The 16,573-nt window shown below is 63.8% G+C and carries 15 protein-coding genes; 3 read left to right on the top strand and 12 right to left on the bottom strand.

The window, feature by feature from the left end; translation table 11 throughout:
- Window positions 1-60: 60 nt before the first annotated feature.
- The 4 genes from D7S86_RS11500 to gtdA form a co-directional block, all read right to left on the bottom strand.
- Window positions 61-1,269: a 3-hydroxybenzoate 6-monooxygenase gene (locus D7S86_RS11500; protein ID WP_121086517.1), complete on the bottom strand. Its 1,209-nt coding sequence runs from the start codon at window positions 1,267-1,269 to the stop codon at window positions 61-63.
- Between the two features lie 67 nt (window positions 1,270-1,336).
- A complete protein-coding gene (gene maiA, locus D7S86_RS11495; protein WP_121086515.1) occupies window positions 1,337-1,987 on the bottom strand; it encodes a maleylacetoacetate isomerase in 651 nt (216 codons plus the stop codon).
- Between the two features lie 42 nt (window positions 1,988-2,029).
- Window positions 2,030-2,728 (bottom strand): fumarylacetoacetate hydrolase family protein, encoded by a 699-nt coding sequence (locus D7S86_RS11490; RefSeq protein WP_121086513.1) that lies wholly within the window; start codon window positions 2,726-2,728, stop codon window positions 2,030-2,032.
- 175 nt (window positions 2,729-2,903) lie between these two features.
- Window positions 2,904-3,950, bottom strand: coding sequence for a gentisate 1,2-dioxygenase (gene gtdA / locus D7S86_RS11485; RefSeq protein ID WP_121086511.1), 1,047 nt, complete (start codon window positions 3,948-3,950; stop codon window positions 2,904-2,906).
- Between the two features lie 167 nt (window positions 3,951-4,117).
- Between gtdA and D7S86_RS11480 the strand changes: the two genes are divergently transcribed.
- On the top strand, window positions 4,118-5,065 hold the full coding sequence (locus D7S86_RS11480) for a LysR substrate-binding domain-containing protein (RefSeq protein WP_121086509.1): 948 nt from the start codon (window positions 4,118-4,120) through the stop codon (window positions 5,063-5,065).
- A gap of 125 nt (window positions 5,066-5,190) precedes the next feature.
- Here the strand turns inward: D7S86_RS11480 and D7S86_RS11475 are convergent, their stop codons facing one another.
- The 3 genes from D7S86_RS11475 to D7S86_RS11465 all read right to left on the bottom strand — a co-directional run bounded on the left by D7S86_RS11475 (window position 5,191) and on the right by D7S86_RS11465 (window position 10,098).
- The gene (locus D7S86_RS11475) at window positions 5,191-6,321 is read right to left on the bottom strand and encodes a GGDEF domain-containing protein (protein ID WP_147432297.1); all 1,131 of its coding nucleotides are present in this window, start codon (window positions 6,319-6,321) and stop codon (window positions 5,191-5,193) included.
- 205 nt (window positions 6,322-6,526) lie between these two features.
- Complete coding sequence (locus D7S86_RS11470) at window positions 6,527-8,098, bottom strand: methyl-accepting chemotaxis protein (protein WP_121086505.1); 1,572 nt, start codon at window positions 8,096-8,098, stop codon at window positions 6,527-6,529.
- A 233-nt stretch (window positions 8,099-8,331) separates the two neighbouring features.
- Window positions 8,332-10,098 carry an ATP-binding protein gene (locus tag D7S86_RS11465; RefSeq protein ID WP_121086503.1) on the bottom strand — a complete coding sequence of 589 codons (1,767 nt, stop codon included), beginning with the start codon at window positions 10,096-10,098 and terminating at the stop codon, window positions 8,332-8,334.
- A 152-nt stretch (window positions 10,099-10,250) separates the two neighbouring features.
- Between D7S86_RS11465 and D7S86_RS11460 the strand changes: the two genes are divergently transcribed.
- The gene (locus tag D7S86_RS11460; RefSeq protein ID WP_121086501.1) at window positions 10,251-10,883 is read left to right on the top strand and encodes a response regulator; all 633 of its coding nucleotides are present in this window, start codon (window positions 10,251-10,253) and stop codon (window positions 10,881-10,883) included.
- Between the two features lie 426 nt (window positions 10,884-11,309).
- Here D7S86_RS11460 and D7S86_RS11455 read toward each other — a convergent pair whose 3' ends face one another.
- The 3 genes from D7S86_RS11455 to D7S86_RS11445 all read right to left on the bottom strand — a co-directional run bounded on the left by D7S86_RS11455 (window position 11,310) and on the right by D7S86_RS11445 (window position 13,934).
- Entirely contained in the window at window positions 11,310-11,609 is a 300-nt protein-coding gene (locus D7S86_RS11455; RefSeq protein ID WP_121086499.1) for a hypothetical protein, read from the bottom strand.
- Between the two features lie 170 nt (window positions 11,610-11,779).
- Window positions 11,780-12,403, bottom strand: coding sequence for a hypothetical protein (locus tag D7S86_RS11450; protein WP_121086497.1), 624 nt, complete (start codon window positions 12,401-12,403; stop codon window positions 11,780-11,782).
- Window positions 12,404-12,611: 208 nt separating this feature from the next.
- A complete protein-coding gene (locus D7S86_RS11445; protein WP_205962791.1) occupies window positions 12,612-13,934 on the bottom strand; it encodes an MFS transporter in 1,323 nt (440 codons plus the stop codon).
- Window positions 13,935-14,193: 259 nt separating this feature from the next.
- On the opposite strand from D7S86_RS11445, the gene D7S86_RS11440 reads away from it, so the two are divergent.
- A complete protein-coding gene (locus D7S86_RS11440; RefSeq protein ID WP_166444118.1) occupies window positions 14,194-14,700 on the top strand; it encodes a MarR family winged helix-turn-helix transcriptional regulator in 507 nt (168 codons plus the stop codon).
- A 19-nt stretch (window positions 14,701-14,719) separates the two neighbouring features.
- Here the strand turns inward: D7S86_RS11440 and D7S86_RS11435 are convergent, their stop codons facing one another.
- Together D7S86_RS11435 and D7S86_RS11430 are read right to left on the bottom strand one after the other, a co-directional pair.
- Window positions 14,720-16,009, bottom strand: coding sequence for a M20 family metallopeptidase (locus D7S86_RS11435; RefSeq protein WP_121086911.1), 1,290 nt, complete (start codon window positions 16,007-16,009; stop codon window positions 14,720-14,722).
- A gap of 161 nt (window positions 16,010-16,170) precedes the next feature.
- Window positions 16,171-16,365: a hypothetical protein gene (locus D7S86_RS11430; RefSeq protein WP_121086495.1), complete on the bottom strand. Its 195-nt coding sequence runs from the start codon at window positions 16,363-16,365 to the stop codon at window positions 16,171-16,173.
- Between the last annotated feature and the right edge of the window lie 208 nt (window positions 16,366-16,573).

Here is a 16,573-nt window from a genome sequence, read left to right as displayed (position 1 = left end):
AGTCCGCGCGCGCTTGCCGATTTTTTATGCGTGATTGAGAAGAAAGACGGGCCGACGGCGTCAGACCGGAATGCCTTTGAGGCAGTCCTGCGCTTTCCAGCCATGCAGCCACTGAAGCGCGTCGTAGAACTGCTCCTGCGAGCGGCCGACCCAGAGCGAATTGCGTACGAGCCGATCGACGCCCTTCGCGTGATAGACGCGGCCCATGTCGCGCGCCGCATACAGCACGCGCGCGGTGCGCGGAATCCGCGCGCTTTCGTAGCGCTTGAACGCCTCGACGAAATCGCCGTCCGTTTCGGCCACGGCCGCACCGAGCGTGACGGCGTCTTCGAGCGCCTGACACGCGCCCTGCGCGATGTATTGCGTCATCGGATGCGCAGCATCGCCGAGAATCGTGGCGCGGCCGAAGCTCCATTGCTCGACCGGATTGCGATCGGCCGTCGCCCAGCGGCGCCACGACGTCGGGCGATCGAGCATCTGACGCGGCAGCGGATGGATGCCCTCGAAGTACGAGAGCACTTCCTCCTTGCTGCCGTCGCGCACGCCCCAGACCTCTTGTTCACGACTATGGAACGTGACGACGAGGTTGTACTGGCGGCCGCCGCGCAACGGGTAGTGCACGAGATGACAATGCGGCCCGGCCCAGACGACCGGCGCATTGATCTGCAGATCCTCGGGCATGTCCTCGACGTCGACCACGGCACGATAGACGACATGGCCCGTCACGGTCGGCTCGTCGCCGATCAGCGCCTTGCGCACGACCGATTTGACGCCGTCGCATCCGATCAGCGCATCCGCGAGGAAACGCTCGCCGTGCTGGTCGATGACCGTGACGCCCGTCTCGTCCTGCTCGATGTGCTGAACCGTCGTGCTCGTGCGGAACTGGATCAGCGGATTGTCCTGCACGCCTTCGAGGATCGACAGATGCACATCGGCGCGATGAATCACGCCGTATTGATTGCCGAAACGCTCGCGATATCGCGCGCCGGTTTCGATGCGCACGACCTCCTTCGCATTGGTCGCATCCATCAGCGTCAGCGACTCGGTGAACACGGAACGGCTGCGCGCCGCATCGCCTACGCCCAGTGCGTCGAGCGCGTTGAACGCATTCGCGCCGAGCTGGATGCCCGCGCCGATTTCGCCGATCTGCGCGGCCTGTTCGAGCAGCAGCACCTGGATATTCTGGCGCGCGAGCGCAAGCGCCGCCGCGAGGCCGCCGATACCGCCGCCCACCACGATGACGCGGCGCGAAGGGGTCGAGATGTTCATGGTTTGTCTCCTGTACAGCGTGTCGGATCGGTGACGCGGCGCGCACGACGCGGGCGCCGCGTCACGGTCATGCAATGAAGTCCGGTTGGTGTTTGGGTTCGGCCGCGACGAAAGCGGGCTGCGCGCTCGCATGGCGATAAACCGCGAGACTGCGCGGATACGCGCTCAGATCGCAGCCCATACGCAGTGCGTTCGAGATCTGTGACACGAGGCAGCAATCGGCGAGCGTCGGTTGCGCGCCGAAGCACCACGGACCCGGATAGGCCACGGCCGCGCGCTCAAGCAAACGTTCGACGCTCGCCATGCCTTGCGCGACCCAGTGGCGGTACCACGCGTCCTTTTGTTCGGGCGTGACTTCGAGCACGTCCTGCAGATACTTGAGCACGCGCAGATTGTTGACGGGATGCACGTCGCATCCGATCAGGTAGGACAGTTCGAGCACGCGCGCGCGCAACTCGGGCTGCGCCGGAATCAAACGAGGCTCGGGATAGCGTGCGTCGAGCCAATCGATGATCGCGAGCGACTGACCGAGCTGGAAATCGCCATCGACGAGCGCCGGCACCGAGGCCGACGGATTGACATGGTCGACATACTCGACATCGCGATGCTCGCCCGTGCGGATATTGACGCCGAGATAGTCATGCTCGATGCCCTTGAGACGCAGTGCGATACGCACGCGATACGACGTCGAACTGTTGAAGAAACTGTAAAGCTGCACGATCGAATCCTTGTGAGTCCGTGTTGATCGAGGCGAGTCGCTTCAAACGACCTTGACGGTCAGCTCGCCGAGACGTTCGACGCCGACTTGAATCGTGTCGCCCGCCTTGACCGCGCCCACGCCTTCGGGCGTGCCCGTATAGATCACGTCGCCCGGTTCGAGACGGAAGAACTTCGACAGATACGCGACCGTTTCGGCAACGGACCAGATCAAGTGCGAGACATCGCTTTGCTGCTTCGTTTGGCCGTTGACCGTCAGCCAGAGACCGGCCTTCTCGAAGTGCCCGACCGCGCTGACCGGGTGGATCGGACCGATCGGACCCGACAGATCGAACGCCTTGCCGATTTCCCACGGACGTCCCATTTCGCGCATCTTCATCTGCAGATCGCGACGCGTCATGTCGAGGCCGACCGCATAGCCCCAGACGTGATCGAGCGCGTCTTCGAGCGCGATGTCCGAGCCCGCCTTGCCGATGACCGCGACGAGTTCGGCTTCGTAGTGATAGTTCTGCGTTTCGGCCGGATACGGCAGCGCGAACGTCTCGCCGTAGGCAACGGGCACGATGGCGTTGTCGGGCTTGCAGAAGAAGAACGGCGGCTCGCGATCGGGATCGAAGCCCATTTCGCGCGCATGCGCCGCATAGTTGCGACCCACGCAATAGACGCGGCGTACGGCGAATTGATCGTCGGAACCCGCGACCGGAATCGCGACGGGAGCTTCAGGCGGAAATACGAATGCCATGATGGGGACTCTGTGTGATCGGGTTAAATGGAGCGTGTACGACGCATGCGTGCCGGATCGGCGTGTCTTGCCGCCGCGCCGGACGCGTTACGGCGCGGTGCCGAGGACCGCACGCCGAGTGCTGCGCTTAGCGACGGACTTGGCGATGCATGCAATGACGCGCTGAGTGGCGCACTTAGTGGCGCGCTTCGCGGAGCAAATTCAGCGCGGCGAGCACCGGACGGTCCGAATAGCTGAACAACACGGCATCGCTATCGGCCTCGAGTTGCACGGCTTGCCACGACGGCACGACGAAGACGTCGCGCGGATCGAACTCGAATGCGCGATCGCCGATGCGCACGGTGCCGCTGCCTTCGACGACGCTATAGACCGTCGAGTCCGTGCTGCGATACGCGCGCCCCTTGAATCCCTTGGGCAGAAACTGCATGAAGGTCGCCATCGTCGGCATCGGCCAGCCACCCGTGGCCGGATTCACGTAGCGAAGCTTCACGCCATCCCATTCGTCGAGCTCGCCATTGCGATGCAGGATGTCGAGCGCTTCCCGGCTGCGGTCGTACGGGTAACTGAAAATCGGCGACGTCGGATTCGTACTCGTATGACGCACGGGCACCATGTTGTGGCCGAAGCGCGCAAAGCTGTCGCCCTCGACGCGCGTCACGGGCTGCGTGGCCTCGGGATAGTTTTCCGCAAAACCCGCGTCGAGCTGGCGCAACAGCGGAATGTCGAGGCCGTCGAGCCAGACGACGGGTTCGCCGCCGTCCTCGACCGCGGGGTTGCCGTGGTCATGCCAGGTCCATGACGGCGTAATGATGAAATCGCCCGGATGCATCGTCGTGCGTTCGCCGTCGACAGCGGTCCACGCGCCCTTGCCTTCGACGACGAAACGCAGCGCCGATTGTGTATGGCGATGGCTCGGCGCGATTTCACCGGGCAAAATCAATTGAAGGCCGCCGTACAGATTCGGTGTCAGGCTCGACTTGCCCGGCAGCCCCGGATTTTCGAGCACGAGCACGCGCCGAACCGCTTCCTCGGCGCTGATCACACGGCCCGATTCCATGATGAGCGCGCGCAGCTTCGCGTATTTCCAGAGCGCGGGCACCGCCTGCGGTTGCGGGCTCTTGGGCACGAGGCTATGCAGCGACTCCCAGAGCGGGGCCATGTTTTCATCGGCGATCTGCGCGTAATAGGCTTCGCGCGATTCGCTTCGAGCGTTAGCGGACATCGATGTCTCCTGTTATGACCCGGCGGGCGCCGATCGGCGCCTGATGCAGGCGGATTCGGTGAGTGCTCTGATAGGTGCATTTATAGATCCGAGAGACATACCGCGTAAAATCACAAATTCATCTCATCCATATTGTTTTGGATATACCTCAACGAGGCGCGATCGCCATGGACTGGACACACCGCTTGAGGCTCCGGCATCTGCAGATGCTGCTTTCGGTGGCGCAGACGGGGAATCTGAGCCAGTCGGCCGACGCGCTCAACACGACGCAGCCCGCGCTGTCGAAGTGGCTCAAGGATCTCGAGGAAGACATCGGCCTGCCGTTGTTCGAGCGTCATGCGCGCGGTTTGCGGCCGACGCCGTTCGGCGAAGCCTTGATCGAACACGCGCGGCGTATCGAGGGGCATCTCGACAGCGCGCGCGACGACATGCTCGCGATGCGGGACGGCGGCAGCGGACTCGTGTCGATCGGCACATCGGGGGTGTCCGCGGCGGACACGGTGCCGCTGGCGGTCGCCAAACTCATCGAGCGTATGCCGCGCGCGCAGGTGCGGCTCGTCGAAAGCACGATGAACGCGATGATGCCGCAGCTCGTGAACGGCGAGATCGACATCGTCGTTGGCCGCGCCGCGAACGCACTGCCCGATCCGGCCTTGCAGACCGAGACGCTTTATCGCGACCCCGTCAATTTCGTCGTCGGACTGCAGCATCCGCTCGCCGGGAAAACCGCCGTCGATTGGAACGATCTGTTCGACTACGCATGGATCGTCTGGCCGCCTGGCACGCCGATCCGCGGCGCGCTCGAATCGGCCCTTGCGGCAGTCGGCCACGTCATGCCGCGCCATTGCGTCGAATCGAATTCATCGATGCTGAACGTGACGCTGCTCAATCAAGCGAATTTAATCGGCGTCGCATCGCATCGCGCGGCCGTGCGGTTCGAGCAGCTCAATGTATTGCGCGTGCTCGCGATGCCGATGCCGCTCGGCAGCGCGGGCGCGGTCGCGATGTATTGGAGGCCGGACAGCGTGAGCCGCCACGGTGTCGCACTCGCGCTCGACTGCCTGCGCGCAGCCGCCTATGCGTCTCCGTGGGTCGGACTGGAAAAAATCGAATAAGAAATGAGTGCGCTCGGTGCGGCGTGTGCCAATCGCCGTCTCTTAAGACGCACGCGCGGCATGCCGCACGCTATGAAAAGTGCACGCTGAAACACGCACTAAACACATACGCTAAGAAGCACGCGCTAACGCGCCCGTATCGAGCGCACGTCGCCGACATGATGCGAGACGCGATTGCGCCCTTGTGCCTTGGCCAGATAAAGCTGCGCATCGGCCAGCGCGACAAGGTCCGCGGGCGTCGCGAACGCGCTTCGATCGAGCGTCGCGACACCGAGGCTCACCGTCACGACACCCGATATCGTCGACATATCGTGCGCGATCGGCCACGCCGCGACGCGTTCGCGAATCGCTTCGGCAATCGCGCAGGCCGCCGCGAGATCCGTTTCGGGCAACAGAATCGCGAACTCCTCGCCGCCGTAGCGCGCCGCCAGACCGCCGTCGCGGCATGCGGCCTTGAAAATGCGCGCGACTTGCTTGAGGCACGCATCGCCGGCAAGGTGACCGTGCGTATCGTTGAACTGCTTGAAATGGTCGACGTCGAGCAGGATCAGCGATATCGGCGCATCGGACGTCGCATGCGCGCGGCATTGCGTGTCGAGCACATCGTCGAAGCGTGTGCGATTCGCGAGTCCCGTCAGACCGTCGGTATGCGCGAGCAAGGCGAGCTTGTCGGACGCTTCGGTCAGCGACCGCACGAGGTCCTCGTTCTCGAAGCGCAACTGCCATGTCTGACGCAAGGACCGATTGAACCGCGCGGCAATCAAGCTCAACAACACGAGAAACGCCGCGCTATAGATCGCGATCACGATCTGCGCGCTCTGACCGCTGAACGCGAGCACGCCGATCATCGGGACCATGGCGGGCACGGAAAACGCGAAAAACGCGGGCATATACGCGCCGAGCGTCAACGCCGCGCCCATGACCATCCCCTGGATCGCCGTCACGATGAGCACAGCCGTCGGCCCGTCGCTCGCATGCGCGAGCAAATACGCGCACGCACCCCACGCGCAACCGGACAAGCCGACCGTCAACGCGAATCGAAACGCGTACGAACGCAGATAGCCGAACGCCGCCACACGGCGGCGGCATCGCCGGATCAGCGCGATCCGTACGCCGATGGTCAGATAGACGCAGAGCAGCCAGACGAGCGCGACCGGGCTTCGCGTATGCAGGAACATCGCACCGGCCACCAGAACGCTGCCGATGCCGCTGCCGACAAGCGGAATCGTCGCGTTGTCGAGCAGATGCTGGAACATCTCGCGCTCAATGCGTTCGTGCTTCGAGCGGGCACTATCGAACGCTTCTCGGTCGTTCCGACGCAAATGGCCCCTCCTTCGCGCAATGAGTGAATGCCCCCGCGATGGCCGCCGGCGCAATGCACCAATTTAGCGATTCGCGCTCGCCCCTCACAGAGCATTCATACTCATACGCCGGCATCGGGACGCGCGGGCGTGCGCAGCGTCAGCGCCGCGCCCCCACGCCGGCAGGTTCGAACTTGAACACGGCGACGGCCTCGCGCATCTCATTCGACTGCGTCGCCATCGACTGCGCGGCCGCCGAGGCCTGCTCGACGAGCGCGGCGTTTTGCTGCGTCACCTCGTCCATTTGCGCGACCGCCTTGTTGACCTGCTCGATGCCCGTATGCTGCTCTTCGGACGCCGCCGCGATCTCGCTCATCAGATCGGCCACGCGCTTTGCGGCATGGACGACCTCGTCGATCGTGTTGCCTGTGTCGTCGACGAGCTTCGAGCCATCGGCGACCTGCGCGACGGATTCGCCGATAAGCTCCTTGATTTCCTTGGCGGCGCTCGCGCTGCGCTGCGCGAGGCTACGCACTTCCGATGCGACGACGGCGAATCCGCGGCCCTGTTCACCCGCGCGCGCGGCTTCGACCGCGGCGTTCAACGCGAGGATATTCGTCTGGAACGCGATGCCGTCGATGACGCCGATGATCTGCTCGACGCGTTCCGACGAGGCCGAAATCTTGTGCATCGTCTCGATGACCTGGCGAACCATGCCGCCGCCGCGCTCGGCGATCGCCGACGCGTTGACCGCGAGCGTGTTGCCTTGACGCGCGTTGTCGGTGTTGTGCTTGACCGTCGCGGTCAGCTCTTCCATGCTCGCGGCCGTCTGTTCGAGCGATGCGGCCTGTTCTTCCGTGCGCGACGACAGATCCATATTGCCGGCCGCGATCTCATGCGCGGCGGTATCGATCGCGCTCGCGCTTTCGCGCACGATCCCGAGCGTATCGGTCAGCTTGCGCTGCATGGTCTGCAAGCCCGCCATCAATTGCCCCATCTCGTCGCGCGAATGCACCTCGACCGATGCGGTCAGATCGCCGTTCGCGATCGCATGGAAATGACGCAGGACGTCGTCGAGCGGCCGGCCGATCGCGCGCTGCAGCGCGCGCCAGGCGAGCGCCGCGGCGATCACCGCGAACGCGACGCCCGCGATCGCGATGCCGACGAACCAGCTGAACCGCGTCTGCGCGGCGGCATAGCGCGCCTGTGCGATGCTGGCCTGCTTTTGTCCGAGCGCATCGATGCCGGCGGTCACCTCGCCGTATTGCGTGGACGACGCGCCGAGCACCGCGGCTTTGATCGTGGCCGGGTCGCCGGCCGCCACGGCCTTGAAAATCGGATCGAAACTGCCCGTGACGAGATCGCCGAGCTGCCTGTCGAGCGTATCCGCACGGCTCGCCTCATCCGCATCCGCCGCCGGCAGGCTCCGATACGTGCTCCATGCCGTCTTCGACAGATCGAGTTGTTTGCGCGCATTTTGCGCGTACTGCGGGACATCGGGCGCCGAAGGGTCCACGGCGATGCGGAACAGCCAAAGGCGTGCGCGCGCGAGCGCGACGCTCGCCTGGCCCAGCGACACCGATGAGGCCAATTGATCCGAATAGAGTTGCTTGAGGTCGTTGTTGCCGATCGATACGCCGCCGATGCCCATCGCACCGCCGCACATCAGCAACACACTCAGAAAGCCCATGACGAGCGCGAGGCGACTGCGAATCGTTAGATTCTTTAGCATGATCCGGAATAAGGTTGATCGACGTCACGCGGGCCGCGACGTGGGGATCGCAGGCCCAGAACAAATCACTTCCTTACTCACTAACGGCAAGCCATTTGAAATCTTGAGATATCGCGCGTGCCGACGCGCCGCGCCACGGCGCGCGTCCGGCCGAATTTGATTCAATGCCTAGCGCGATATCGTGCGAACGACACATCAGTGCATCGGTGCATCGCGTCGTCAGGCCCCGCGATTCAGACGGTTTGCGCGTCGATCACAGCACGCATTTCATCGGGGTCGAGCGGCTTGTGCATGACGCGGAAACCGCTCGACGAGGTCGCGTGAATCCCGTCGGCCGATGTATCGCCCGTGATGATGACGGCAGGGATATCGCGGCCGAGCGTCTCGTGCAGCGCTCGGATCACGTCGAGGCCCGTCACGTGTTCGGCGAGCCTGAAGTCCGTCAGCACCATGTCGATCGCATGCTTGTATGACGTGGCGATGACAATCGCGCGCTCGATCGTCGACGCCGCGAAGACCGTATGGCCCCAGGTCTCAAGCAAGGTCTGCATGCTGCTCAATACATCGCGATCGTCGTCGACGACGAGAATCGTCTTGCTGTCGCGCCTCATCGCCTGCGTCGCGGCCGCGACATCGAGCAAACTCAGATCGACGGGTACATCGGGCAAGGCCGGCAAACGCACCGAGAACAGCGAGCCTCGCCCGGGACGCGAACGCACGCGCACGCGCGCGCCGATCAAATCGGCCGTGCGTTGGACGATCGCAAGGCCCAGACCCAGCCCTTGCTCGCGATCGCGCGCCGCATTGTCGACCTGGTAGAACTCGCGAAAGATATTCGCGCGCTGATCGGCGGCGATCCCCACACCCGTATCGAACACTTGAATATCGACGTCGGCGCCCCGGCGCCGGCACGCGATCCGCACGCGGCCGCGCATCGTATAGCGAATCGCGTTCGAGACCAGATTCGACAGAATGTTATGCAGCAGCACGGCATCCGTCTCGAGCCACACGGGCGTGGCCTGGAACTCGAGGCTCAACCCTTTCGACGAGGCCGCCTCGATGAACTGATTGTCGAGCGCGTCGAATTCATGCTGGAGCGCAAAACGCGCCGGCGCGACGTCGATCACGCCCGCGTCGAGCCGCGAAATATCGAGCAGGACGTTGAGCAATTGCGACATGCCCTTGAGCGCGGTCTGCAAGCGCTCGGCGATGCCGTTGACGGCGGCCCGCTCGATCGACGGCGCTTGCGCGATCGCGCGCAAGGTCGCGATATAGAGCCCGAGCGCATGCGTCGGCTGACGCAAATCGTGGCTCGCGGCCGCGAGAAACTGCGATTTGCTCCGGTTCGCGAGCTCCGCGCGCTCTTTTTCCTCGGTCAATTGCTGGATCAGCTCGATATTCTGAAAGCGAAGTGAAACCGACGTGCTAACGGTTCGCTGCAGATTTCGGCTAAAGGCCAGATTCACCCCTAAAAGGAACAAGGACAAAAAACCGAGCGAGGAAAACAAGGTGCTGCCATAGACGAACGAACGGATCGCAAAAGGCAACACCGTCGGTAACGCATACGCGATATAGGTCGGCCAATATGTGGACAACGACGCCACCGAGCCGCCGGTCATGCCCGCGAGCACGATGCAGAGCAGCACCGTGACGACCGTATTGTCCGGCGAAAAGAACAGCACCCCCATCGCGCCCCACAGACACCCGGACAGGCCCGAAAGCACGATGTAAAGCCGCGCGCGGTCCGTCGCGGTCTCGACGGGATGCTCGCCCGCGCGCCGATCGCGCCAGACGACCGCGATACGAACCAGCGTCAGCAAATAGATCAGGACGGCCCATCCGAGCAGCGTGCGCCGCGCGACTTCGGGCCAGAGCACGAGCACGGTCACGCTGACGACCGCGATATTGCCCATCAAAATCGGCGGAGACTGGCGATACAGCGCGTTGATCAGTTCAAGACGGACATGGGCGCGGAAATGGTTGGCGGTATTTTTTACCATCTTGACGAGACGGAGCGACCTTGCGAAAGCGCGGGTTTTCGTGGAATGATCTGCGCCGTATTCTGAACGAGATTTGAAGCGCCGCGATTCGCGCCCTATTGCCCGCAAGGTCGGACGCGTCCCCGGGCGATTCACGACAACCTGAACGCCCTATGAAACGCATCGTCCTCGCGGAAGACCACGCGATGATTCGCGACGGCCTCCGCCTGCTGCTGACGACCCGTGCCGACTGGACCATCGTCGGCGAAACCGGGGACGGCCGCGCGGTCGCGGAGATCGTGCGCCAAACCGAAGCCGACTTGCTGCTGCTCGATCTCGACCTGCCCGGTTGCCACGGCATCCAGCTCGCCGAGCAGATCAAAGCCGAACGTCCCGACGTCAAGATTCTGATCCTCACGGGCAACGCGCAACTCGCGACGGTCCGCACGGCCATGTCCGCGGGTGCGGACGGCTATATGCTCAAGCATGAAGACGGCGGCGAATTGCTCGATGCGATTTCGCTCGTGCTGTCCGGCGCGCGCTACGTGAGCAAGGCGCTCTCGCAGTTGCCCGAGAGTGAGGATCGCGCGGGCGTCGCGTCGGTCACGACACGCGAAAAGGAAATTCTCGCGCTCGTCGCGAACGGCTATACGAGTCAGCAGATTGCCGACAAATTAAGCCTGAGCGTACTGACGGTCCGCAAGCATCGGCAGAACTTGATGTCGAAACTCTCGCTGCGCAATGTCGCGGAAGTGACGGCCTATGCGATTCGCGACGGTCTCGCGCTCGCGGACCGGAAGGCGTGACGCACGAGCGCGACGTGTCGCGGCGCGCTTGACCCATAGCTGGGAAACGGCGCGCGCGCGGGCATCGAAACCGCTCCGTGTCGCGCGGCGCGCGACGACAGCCATGCGGCAAGCCGGTTGACCGTGCGTGCACGGTGGCGAATCATCTGCATGGCCAAGCGGCGGCATTCAAGCCGACCGCCTCGCATGCGAGCGTCGTTGCACGCAGTGTCATAAAAGTGTCGGGTGCGTCGTGATCGAACATCGGGAGATCGTGCGCAGACCGATTGCCACGTGCAGGCGCACGGTCTGATCCGGATCATGCCGATCGAATATGACAGGCGCGTAAAACGCGAAGAGACGGCACGACGCGACGGCGACATCGCAGGGCGCGACGCCCCGCGCGAATGCGCAAAGCGCAATGCGCGGCTTAGTGCAATGTGCGGCTTAGTGGATCACGTCCGCCGTGACCAATCGATACGAAAAGCAGAGCTGCGCGTACGTCATCGCCTTGCGTATCAGCACTTGATCTTCGGGCGGAAGTTCGGCGCAGTACGAATCGAGCAAGGCATGCAGACTCAAGTGGAGCCGGCTATAGGCATCGTGGCAGGGGACCATGATCGGCCAGGCCTGCATCAGATAAGCCAGCGGCAAGATGTATCGTCGCTCGCACCACGTGTCGAACAACGACTGACAGAACCGATCCAGCTCGGCGGGCACATTCGGTGTTTCGATGGCGCTTAACATGACAGGTCCCCGTCGCTCCACGAGGATCGATCGCGTTAGGGACGCCTGTGTTTCCGGCAGTGCGATCGTATCGCCGCGGATTCAAGTGCATTAACGCTCGCGCGCATGAATACCGCGCTAGCGGATTCAAGCCTATGCAACGCCCCCTGCCAAAACAAGAGTACAAACACTCAGCGCAGCGAGTGCGCCGCGAGCGAGACACCGTGAACCGTCTGCAACCACTGGCCGGTAGGCATCAACGGATCGTTCAGTGACACCAGGCCCGCAAGCACGATCGCAAGGCTTGCGATCGGCATCGTGCTCGCGGGTTTGTTGCGCATCGGCACGCGCCAGCAAAGATTCAGCAACACCGCGAGCAAGGCCGCTTGCCAGACTGCCGCGACGCCGAGCCACGCACCAATCGCGCTCAGCGACAGCGTATGCGTGTGAGCGCGTTCCGCGCTCGGGTAAAACGCGCGCGCGCAGAGCTCGATACCGATGACGATGCCGAAGCCGACGGCCGTGCCTTCGATCGCGCCCAGCGGTCCCGCGAAAACGGGCTTCGTGTTGACCGCCACGCCGATCACGATCAATACGATGCAGAGACCGCGCGCGGCCGACGGCGCGCGCAGCGTCGCGATGCCGACCGACACGAGGGACAACGCGAACATCAGCGCGTACACGGCCGCCCATGTTTTGCCGAATCGGAACAGCGTCCATGGAATGGCCGCGAGGCCCGTCGTCACGAGCAGAACTTCGAACGTCGCCACGCAGGCATCGGGCTGGCGATCGGCCCGCCCCGTCTGATCCGTCATGCGCGGCCCCGATTCATATAGATGGGATGGGAAGCGTATATACGCGGATCGAGTCTAGGGCAGGACACCAGCGCGCCACAGAGCACAAGTACTCAAAGCGTCCATGGCGGCCATCGGGATCGATCGGATCGTCGTGTCGACCCGATCGCTGAAGCGGCGGAAGCGGCGCACGCGAATGCGCGCGCGAAGATATGACGCCGTGGTCGTCCTAACCGCGACTCGAAGACACGGCCAGGCGCGGTTCGCGCACGCCCGGCAGCAAGGCCGCGCCCACGCACCCGACAAAGATGCTGAACATCACGTAGTACAACGGCGCAAGCGGACTGCCCGTGGCTTTGACGAGCCACGTGTTGATGAACGGGGCGAGCCCGCCGAACATCATGACGGCCACGTTATAGGTCAGCGCCGCCCCCGTCGACCGCACGCTGACGGGCAACACTTCGGTCAGGATGATCGGCATCGGCCCCCAGATGAAACTCATGAACACCGAGACGCCGAGTTCGAGCATGAGCAGCGTGTGGGCCGACGGCGTCGCGACGAGCCGGCCAAAGCAATACCAGGCTGCCGCGCCGTAACCGAGCATGCCGAACACGAGCACGGCCTTGCGGCCGACGCGGTCGGACAGATAGCCCGCGAACGGACACATGACGAGAATCACGGCGGTGCCGACGAACGACGCGAAGTTCGCATCGGCCGCCGCGATGCCCAGGGTCTGCTTGGCGAAAATCGGCAGGAAAAACACGAACACATACGCGGACACCGTGCCGACGACGCAAATCGCCGTGCTCGCGACGAGTTCGCGCGGATATTGCCGCAGCACATCGCGTAAAGGCGCCTTGGCCGCGTGCGCATCCGCGCGCGCCGCGTCGGCCATGCACGCGAGAAACTCGGGCGACTCGTCGATCTTCGAGCGGATGATCCAGCCGACCGGGCCCACGAGAATGCCCGCAAGAAACGGCAAACGCCAGCCCCAGCTTTGCAGTTGCACAGCATCGAGATGGCGCGTGAGCAGAAACGCCACGGCCGAACCGAGCGAAAACGCGAGCGCCTGCGAGCACATCTGGAAACTGCCGAAAAATCCGCGCCGGTCGCGCGGCGCGAATTCGATGAGCATCGTCGTCGCGCCGCTGAATTCGCCGCCCGCCGACACGCCCTGAATCAGGCGCGCGATCACGACCAGGATCGGGGCCGCCATGCCGATCGCCGCATAGGTCGGCAACACGCCGATCATGCCGGTGCCGAGCGCCATCAGCGCGATCGTCAGCGACAACGCTTTCTTGCGCCCCACGCGATCGCCGTAGATGCCGAGCAGAACACCGCCGAGCGGACGCACGAAGAAACCGACGCCGAACGTCGCAAGCGTCAGCATCAGCGATGCGACCGCGTCGCCGCCCGGAAAATAGAGGTGCGCGATCGTGACGGCGAACAAGCCGTAGATCGCGAAATCGAACCATTCGAACGCATTACCGAGGACGGACGCGATAACGACGCGCCTGAGCATCGCGCGCGAAACCGTGTGGATCGTGGACATCGTGTTCTCCTGACTCTCGTTTGAAGACGACCCGCTTCGAAACCCCGAAACCGACGCCGCGGCTCGCGTTCGAAACATGGATTCAATCGTTGCATCATGCAACTAGCGATTGTTGAGACGAGTTCGCCGAAGCGAGACGGGAAAGAACCTGACCGGTCGATTATCATCTCGGCAATCCTGAGTGCCGTACCCGTCGTATCCGCTGTGCCCGCCGTACCCGCCGCATTCCCTTGTCGCACCACCGACATACCGACCACGTATGCCTAATCCAAAACAAACAGTCAGCAAGGACGCCGACGATGCGCCGCTGACGTATTTCCTGACGTTCAAGCTCGACCTCATCAAGACCGAGATGATTCGTCGCGCGAATGCGATCTACAAACCCGCCTGCGGGCTCGACGTACGGTCGCTGCGCGTGCTGCGCATCATCTGCGACCAGCCCGGCGTGACCGCGACGTCGCTCAAGGACCAGACGCTGATCGAGAAAACCTTGCTCTCGAAGCTGCTGTCCGACCTCATCGATCGCAAGATCGTCCGGCGCACGATCCATCCCGACGACGCGCGCCACTTCCAGCTATGGTCGACGCCGGCCGGCCAGCGCCTGCGCGCGACGGCCGACGAGCTCGGCAAGAAAATGGAAGCGGACATGCTATCGATGCTGAGCCCCGATGAACATGCGATGCTCAATACGCTGATCGACAAGCTCGTCGACACGTTCCGGTCGCCGGCATCGGGCAAGGGCCTCCCCGACGCCGCGCACCCCTGAACGTCGCGCGACGGCCGTCTCAGGCGCCTTCGCTTGCGTCTTCGTGTTCGATGCCCAGCCAGGCGAGCGCCGCACAGAGCATCGCTTCCAGGCCGGTTCGCATCGTCGGGTCGAGCACGGGCGCGAATTTCGGCGAATGATTGCTCGGCAGCGCGTTGAGCTTTTTCGCGGCCTTGGCTTGCGCATAGGTCTGCGGGTCGGTCCCGCCGACGAACCAGAACGCATAGGGCACGTCCCATGCGCGCCCGAACAGGCTGAAATCCTCGCTCGCGGCCGCGGGCTCGGTTTCATACGCGCGTTCGCCGAAGCGCGCCTCGAACGCGACGCGTAAGCGTTCGACCGTCGCCGCGTCGTTGATCGTCATCGGATAGCTCGACAGCGTCGTGAACTCGGGTTCGCGCGGCGCATCGGACGCGACGCACTCGGCGCAGCAGATCCGGCGGATCGCGCCGAGCATATGCGTCCTGACGTCCTCGTCATACGTGCGCACGTTGAGCTTGAGCGTGGCTTCGTCGGGAATGATGTTTTCCTTCGTACCCGCGCGCAGCGAACCGATCGTGAGCACCGCGCTGTCGCGCGGCGAGATCTCGCGCGAGACGATCGTCTGGAGCCGCAGCGTCGTGAGCGCCGCCATGATCACGGGATCGATCGCGGTCTGCGGTTGCGAACCGTGCGAGCCGCGCCCGAACAAGCGGACCTTCAGACTGTCGCCGGCAGACAGAATCGTGCCGCTGCGGTACCCGACCGTGCCCGCCGCGGCCACCATCACATGCTGCGCGAGAATCACATCGGGCTTCGGAAAGCGCTCGATCATGCCGTCGTCGAGCATGCTCTGCGCGCCGCGCCCGACCTCTTCTCCAGGCTGGAAAACAGCCATCAGCGTGCCGCGCCACGCGTCGCGGCGCTCGGCCATCAGGCGCGCGACGCCGAGCAGCCAGGTCACGTGCAGATCGTGGCCGCACGCATGGGAAACGCCGATCTGCGAGCCGTCTTCGTCCTGCGTCGTGAGGGTGCTCGCGTACGGCAGGCCCGTGGCCTCGGTCACGGGCAGCGCGTCCATGTCGGCGCGCAGCATGACCGTCGGACCCTCGCCGTTGCGCAGCACGGCGACGACGCCCGTCACGCCGATCTCGCGCGTGACCTCATAGCCGAGTCGTTCGACATACTCGGCCGCGATCCGCGCGGTCCGGAATTCGTGCATCGACAGTTCGGGATGCGCATGCAGATCCTTGTAGATCGATTCGAGTTCGGGCAGCAGCGCATCGATGGCGGGCGCGATCGTTTCGGCGATCGGCAATGACACGGGCATCACGGATTCGGGCACGGACGTTTCCTCTTCACGGTCTTTCGATCGTTCGGAGTATAGATCGACAGTTGAATTATTCAACTATCGTTGATCCGGATACGGCAGGGTCGCGCGCCGCGCGCCGATTGCCCAATCGATTGCCCAATCCTGCGAAAGACCGCGTGTCAGCCGAGCACGCGCAGATGGCGGATCTTGCCCATGCGCGGCGAACGCTCGAGAATCAGCCGCGTGATGACTTCGGCGAGCTGTTCGCGCGGCACGCCCTCGGGCACGTCGCTGACGACCTGAACCGGCACTTGGACGATGAATTCGTCGGGCGCACTCGAGAGGCTATGTTCGTAAGTCACGCGGTAATTCATCGTCTAGTCCCGTTAGCGGTACGCGGCGCATTCCATAGTAGCCGCGCCGCGCGCCGCCTGCACCCCCGCCCCACTGCGCGCCGGCGCGGATCTCCTTACACTCGGCAATGCACGTGCCTATTGATGCACGCGCCTTCATGGTCTTTTGCTTGCGATTGGCTTGATACGGCGTGCGTCAAAAAAGTACAGTGCGCCGATCGGTCCAGGG

The sequence above is a fragment of the Pararobbsia silviterrae genome, assembly GCF_003628125.1.
GTDB lineage: Bacteria > Pseudomonadota > Gammaproteobacteria > Burkholderiales > Burkholderiaceae > Pararobbsia > Pararobbsia silviterrae.
The sequence above is the reverse complement of the archived record's forward strand: the minus strand, read 5'-3'. Positions and strand labels throughout refer to the sequence as shown.

What these genes read in the sequence shown, in the direction of transcription:
- D7S86_RS11500 (WP_121086517.1), bottom strand. Translation starts at nt 1,269, where the DNA reads ATGAACATCTCGACCCCTTCGCGCCGCGTCATCGTGGTGGGCGGCGGT.
- D7S86_RS11490 (WP_121086513.1), bottom strand. Translation starts at nt 2,728, where the DNA reads ATGGCATTCGTATTTCCGCCTGAAGCTCCCGTCGCGATTCCGGTCGCG.
- gtdA (WP_121086511.1), bottom strand. Translation starts at nt 3,950, where the DNA reads ATGTCCGCTAACGCTCGAAGCGAATCGCGCGAAGCCTATTACGCGCAG.
- D7S86_RS11480 (WP_121086509.1), top strand. Translation starts at nt 4,118, where the DNA reads ATGGACTGGACACACCGCTTGAGGCTCCGGCATCTGCAGATGCTGCTT.
- D7S86_RS11475 (WP_147432297.1), bottom strand. Translation starts at nt 6,321, where the DNA reads ATGTTCCAGCATCTGCTCGACAACGCGACGATTCCGCTTGTCGGCAGC.
- D7S86_RS11470 (WP_121086505.1), bottom strand. Translation starts at nt 8,098, where the DNA reads ATGCTAAAGAATCTAACGATTCGCAGTCGCCTCGCGCTCGTCATGGGC.
- D7S86_RS11465 (WP_121086503.1), bottom strand. Translation starts at nt 10,098, where the DNA reads ATGGTAAAAAATACCGCCAACCATTTCCGCGCCCATGTCCGTCTTGAA.
- D7S86_RS11460 (WP_121086501.1), top strand. Translation starts at nt 10,251, where the DNA reads ATGAAACGCATCGTCCTCGCGGAAGACCACGCGATGATTCGCGACGGC.
- D7S86_RS11455 (WP_121086499.1), bottom strand. Translation starts at nt 11,609, where the DNA reads ATGTTAAGCGCCATCGAAACACCGAATGTGCCCGCCGAGCTGGATCGG.
- D7S86_RS11450 (WP_121086497.1), bottom strand. Translation starts at nt 12,403, where the DNA reads ATGACGGATCAGACGGGGCGGGCCGATCGCCAGCCCGATGCCTGCGTG.
- D7S86_RS11445 (WP_205962791.1), bottom strand. Translation starts at nt 13,934, where the DNA reads ATGTCCACGATCCACACGGTTTCGCGCGCGATGCTCAGGCGCGTCGTT.
- D7S86_RS11440 (WP_166444118.1), top strand. Translation starts at nt 14,194, where the DNA reads ATGCCTAATCCAAAACAAACAGTCAGCAAGGACGCCGACGATGCGCCG.
- D7S86_RS11435 (WP_121086911.1), bottom strand. Translation starts at nt 16,009, where the DNA reads ATGCCCGTGTCATTGCCGATCGCCGAAACGATCGCGCCCGCCATCGAT.
- D7S86_RS11430 (WP_121086495.1), bottom strand. Translation starts at nt 16,365, where the DNA reads ATGAATTACCGCGTGACTTACGAACATAGCCTCTCGAGTGCGCCCGAC.